Annotated in this window: 6 protein-coding genes; 5 read left to right on the top strand and 1 reads right to left on the bottom strand. The window is 60.1% G+C overall.

Annotated features, from left to right (window positions below):
- The 5 genes from IIY41_RS11800 to IIY41_RS11780 form a co-directional block, all read left to right on the top strand.
- The coding region (locus IIY41_RS11800) for a relaxase/mobilization nuclease domain-containing protein (protein ID WP_287400877.1) at positions 1-1,156 on the top strand (1,156 nt) is incomplete at its 5' end.
- Positions 1,074-1,382 carry a DUF4314 domain-containing protein gene (locus IIY41_RS11795; RefSeq protein WP_353806327.1) on the top strand — a complete coding sequence of 103 codons (309 nt, stop codon included), beginning with the start codon at positions 1,074-1,076 and terminating at the stop codon, positions 1,380-1,382. The genes IIY41_RS11800 and IIY41_RS11795, both read left to right, overlap by 83 nt.
- The gene (locus tag IIY41_RS11790) at positions 1,379-2,155 is read left to right on the top strand and encodes a PcfB family protein (protein ID WP_134107673.1); all 777 of its coding nucleotides are present in this window, start codon (positions 1,379-1,381) and stop codon (positions 2,153-2,155) included. The genes IIY41_RS11795 and IIY41_RS11790 overlap by 4 nt, the downstream gene beginning before the upstream one ends.
- Positions 2,156-2,161: 6 nt before the next feature.
- Positions 2,162-3,130: an ArdC-like ssDNA-binding domain-containing protein gene (locus IIY41_RS11785; protein ID WP_287400872.1), complete on the top strand. Its 969-nt coding sequence runs from the start codon at positions 2,162-2,164 to the stop codon at positions 3,128-3,130.
- Positions 3,131-3,227: 97 nt separating this feature from the next.
- The gene (locus IIY41_RS11780) at positions 3,228-3,572 is read left to right on the top strand and encodes a hypothetical protein (RefSeq protein WP_287400870.1); all 345 of its coding nucleotides are present in this window, start codon (positions 3,228-3,230) and stop codon (positions 3,570-3,572) included.
- An 89-nt stretch (positions 3,573-3,661) separates the two neighbouring features.
- Here the strand turns inward: IIY41_RS11780 and IIY41_RS11775 are convergent.
- The coding region (locus tag IIY41_RS11775) for a hypothetical protein (protein ID WP_287400868.1) at positions 3,662-3,868 on the bottom strand (207 nt) is incomplete at its 5' end.

Below are 3,868 nucleotides of genomic sequence, written 5' to 3'. Positions count from 1 at the left end.
GGATATGCGGGCCAACAAGGAACGGTGGGGCCGGATGGACGGCGTACAGGGCTATCATCTGGTGCAGAGCTTTGCCGAGGGGGAACTGACGCCGGAGCTGGCGCACAGGATCGGGCTGGAGCTGGCGGAAAGGCTTCTGCACGGCCAATATCCGGCCGTCGTTGCGACACATCTCAATACACACTGCCTGCACAACCATATCGTATGGGATTCGGTGGCGATGGACACAGGCCGGAAATACCGCAGCAGCGCCAGAACCTACTATACCGGGGTACGCGCTGAGTCGGACCGGCTGTGCCGGCAATATGGGCTGTCGGTGATCGAAAGCCCGGAGTCGGAGCGTGGAAAAAAGCAGTACGGGAAATGGCTGGCAGAACAAAATGGGAAGCCGACATGGCGCACAGCCATCCGGCAGGATGTGGACAGCGCCATCGCGGCCTCTTTGACGTGGCGGCAATTTGTAAAGGCACTGGAGGGACAGGGCTATGAACTTCGGATGCAGCGTAAGTATCCGACTTTGAGACCGCCGGGCAAGGAACGCTGTGTGCGCTTTAAGACCCTGGGAAAGCAGTACACGCCCGAAGCCATCCGGATGCGCATATTGTACCCGCGCCGCGGGACAAAGGGACAGGCCGTGCCGCGGGTGCAGTATGCCCGGCTGCGCACCCGCGGCAGGCCCGTGCGCGGGTTCACCGGCCTGCGGGCGCTGTATTACCGCTACCTGTATGAGCTGGGCGCGCTGCCGAAAAAGCCGGTGTATCCCGGCTATGCCGTGCGGCAGGATATCCGGAAGCTGGATCAATATGTGGAACAGATGCGGTTTCTCCTGCGGCACGGGATCGACAGCCGGGAACAGCTGGCAGAATACCGTAAGCCATTGCTCGACGAGATCGCGGCGCTGACAAAAGAGCGGCACGGCCTGTACCGCAGCGCCCCGGATTCGCCGCGTATCGGACAGATCACGGCCCGGCTGAAAGTACTGCGGAAGGAAAGCCGGATGTGCGGCAGGATCGAAAAGCATTCTGTGGAGATCGGGCAGCGGCTGACGGAAGCGCGTGCAGAACAGAAAAAATATGTGGAAAACGAAAAACAGAAAGGTGCTGATAAGGCTGAGAAAAGACGGGATGCCCTGCAGAGAGATGGTCAATCTCCTTAAAAAACAGTATCCGGCCGGATGCCGGGTCGAACTGCACAGGATGGAAGACCCCTGGTCTCCCGTCCCGCCAGGGACGAAAGGGACGGTGCTATGCGTGGATGACGCGGGCCAGCTGCACATGCAGTGGGACAACGGCCGCACACTGGCGCTGGTTCCGGGTGCAGACTCTTTTTCGCGCATCGATGCTCCGGCGAAAAAACGGGAAAGGGCCGGTGACGCGCGATGAACTATGGCGGAGACGCGGCGGACCAAATCGTCCGATATTCCCTTGAGGGGACGGAGGTGGCGCTCAAGCTGACGGGCGAGGCGGCAAAAAACTTTGCGGTGTTCGCGGCGGCAGTGCTCCGGGATCAGAAAAAAATGCATGGCAAAACCAATCTGACGCGGCTGCTGCGGGAGAACAAGCCGCTGCGTTTTTTTGAAGTACCCGAAAGCCGGATGAAGGAATTTGCACGGGAAGCCAATGTGCGCGGCCTGCTGTATGTGCCGGTCCGGGACAGATCGAAGGCAGCGGGAAAGATCGAGTTTGCAGTGTGGGCGGAGGACGCGGCCAAGGTCAACCGCGTGCTGGAGAAGATGGGCGTGGACTATCTGCAGGCGGATACGGGTGCAAAAGCAGAGGTGGGCCCAATGCCTGCGGCGGAGCAGCAGGCTGCGGTACAGACGGAGGTCGTGGAAATGCCGGAAGGCAGGATCGCCTTTGAAGTCACAGAGCTGGACGACGCATTCAACGTGGGCGGAAATTTTACGCAGCGGACGGGTCCGGACATGCCGGCGGCAGAAAAGAGTCCGTCCGCACCTTCCTCGCCACAGCGAAGCTCTACGCAGCCACAGCCCGAAAAGAGTGCCGAAAGGATCCGGGCTGAAGGCGGCAGGCCCAGTGTAAAGCAGGAGCTGGGCGAACTGAAGCGGGAGCAGGCGCGGAAAAAAGCGGCGGAACGCAGGCCGCCGCAGCGCCGGCGTCCACCGGAAAACAGGAAAAAACAGAAGGGGAGATGACGGAGAATGGATCTGACAAAACTGATGAAAGGCCCGGCTGAGGCAGAGCCGGTACAGGAGCAGCCGAAGCTGTCCAGGGAAGAATACGCAGCGCAGAAAAAAGCAGAGCGCGAGGAATTGTGGACGCGGATCGACGCCCTGACGGCGGATGCGTTCAAAGACGGCAGCTCGCTGCGGGGATTTTTGGATTTCACCGCGCAGTGCAGCCCGGAGCGGATCGAGAACCTGCTGCTGTTCCACAGCGACGCGCCGGAGGCCACATGGCTGAAGACGTTTGACGAATGGAAGCGGGCCGGGCGCAGTGTGCGCGGCGGAGAGGCCGGGTATACGGCGCTGATCGGGCAGGACTACACACGCGAGGACGGCACAGCGGCCAGCGGGTACTATGTGGGCAAAAAGTTCGACGTGAGCCAGACCCGCGGCCGGCAGCCGGACAGGGCTCTGGTCTATGCAGCGGACGAGCTGGTGACGGCGGTGTTCACGAACAGCCCGGTACGGCTTGCTGTGAGCGAAGCGGTGCCGGAGGGGATACAGGCGCAGTATGCAGCCCAAAACCGTACCATCTATGTGCGCAACAATATGGACGCGCAGACCACGTTCCTTGCCATTGCGCGGGAACAGGCGGCGGCCAGCTATGACATCCATGACGGCCGTTTCAGCCGTGCGGCATACAGTGCGCAGAGCTACTGCGCGGCGTATGTGGCCGCAAAGAAATACGGTCTGGACGTCCGTTCCTTTTCCTTTGACCGTGTGTGCCAAATGTGCTCCGGTCTGGAGCCGCAGGAGCAGAGGCGCTTTTTGAGTGATGTGAAGCAGGCGGCGTATACAGTGGAGCGCACGGTGCGGCGCGGATTGAATGAAATGGAATTGTCCGCCACGCCGGAGTCAACCTATTCCGTGGAAGTACATGCGTCCATGGAGCAGACAGAAAGGCCCGCCCGTACAAAAAAGGCGTCACAGCCGCAGCGGGAATGAGCCGTTTGTTTTCAGAAAGTTTTCAGACGGGGAATGGCTTTCGCTATGGCGGTGTGGTAGTCTTGAGGTAATGAAACAGGAAACGGAGGCGCCGGCGATGGCGAGAGAACGATTGTACCGGATGACGGAGATCCAGAGGAACATGCTCGTTGTGGCTCTGATGGACGAGTACAGAAAGCAGAAAGCCCGGGGCGTGCCGGACCCGCCCATCGGCCGGCTCGCCGTCCGGGCGGAAGATGCGCCGCGGCACAAAAACCGTTTGCCGTGGGACAAGGAAAGACTGTATGACCTTTATCTCAACGATGCGGAATGGCGCATGGCGCGGGATGCGCTCAACGCCCTGCGCAGCTGGCGGTTCTCAGTAGGGAAGGGCGACGGCGGGACGGACGATGCTTTGCTCAGGGTCATGTCTGCAAAGTACAAAAAGGCGCCAGAGAGGTAGGACTGGCTGCCCTACGCGGCTTGACAACTTGAGGCGCTGAAGGTATACTGAATACAGAAAGGGCGCTGCCGGAAACGGTCAGCCCTAACTTATGTCTTTGAAGTGATCGCCGTACTTGTCAGGGTGCCGGCGGTCACTTCTTTTTTGCCTGTATGAACAGGCCGCAAATGCCGATGATTACAAGGCAAAGTTGAAAAACTTCGGATGTACTCAATTGGGCAGCCCCCCTTTCGTGAGATCAGGGGGCAAGAAGATGCCCCCAGTAAATGAGGGCCGACCGCTACTTCCAGCAGCGC

The sequence above is a fragment of the Ruthenibacterium sp. genome (genome assembly GCF_017421385.1).
Taxonomy (GTDB): Bacteria; Bacillota; Clostridia; order Oscillospirales; family Ruminococcaceae; genus Ruthenibacterium; species Ruthenibacterium lactatiformans.
Note: the sequence above shows the minus strand (reverse complement) of the source record. Positions and strands in the feature narration are given on the sequence as shown.

Bases quoted from the DNA above. Each gene is read 5' to 3' on its own strand.
- IIY41_RS11785 (WP_287400872.1), top strand. From the start codon at position 2,162: ATGGATCTGACAAAACTGATGAAAGGCCCGGCTGAGGCAGAGCCGGTA.
- IIY41_RS11780 (WP_287400870.1), top strand. From the start codon at position 3,228: ATGGCGAGAGAACGATTGTACCGGATGACGGAGATCCAGAGGAACATG.
- IIY41_RS11790 (WP_134107673.1), top strand. From the start codon at position 1,379: ATGAACTATGGCGGAGACGCGGCGGACCAAATCGTCCGATATTCCCTT.
- IIY41_RS11795 (WP_353806327.1), top strand. From the start codon at position 1,074: ATGTGGAAAACGAAAAACAGAAAGGTGCTGATAAGGCTGAGAAAAGAC.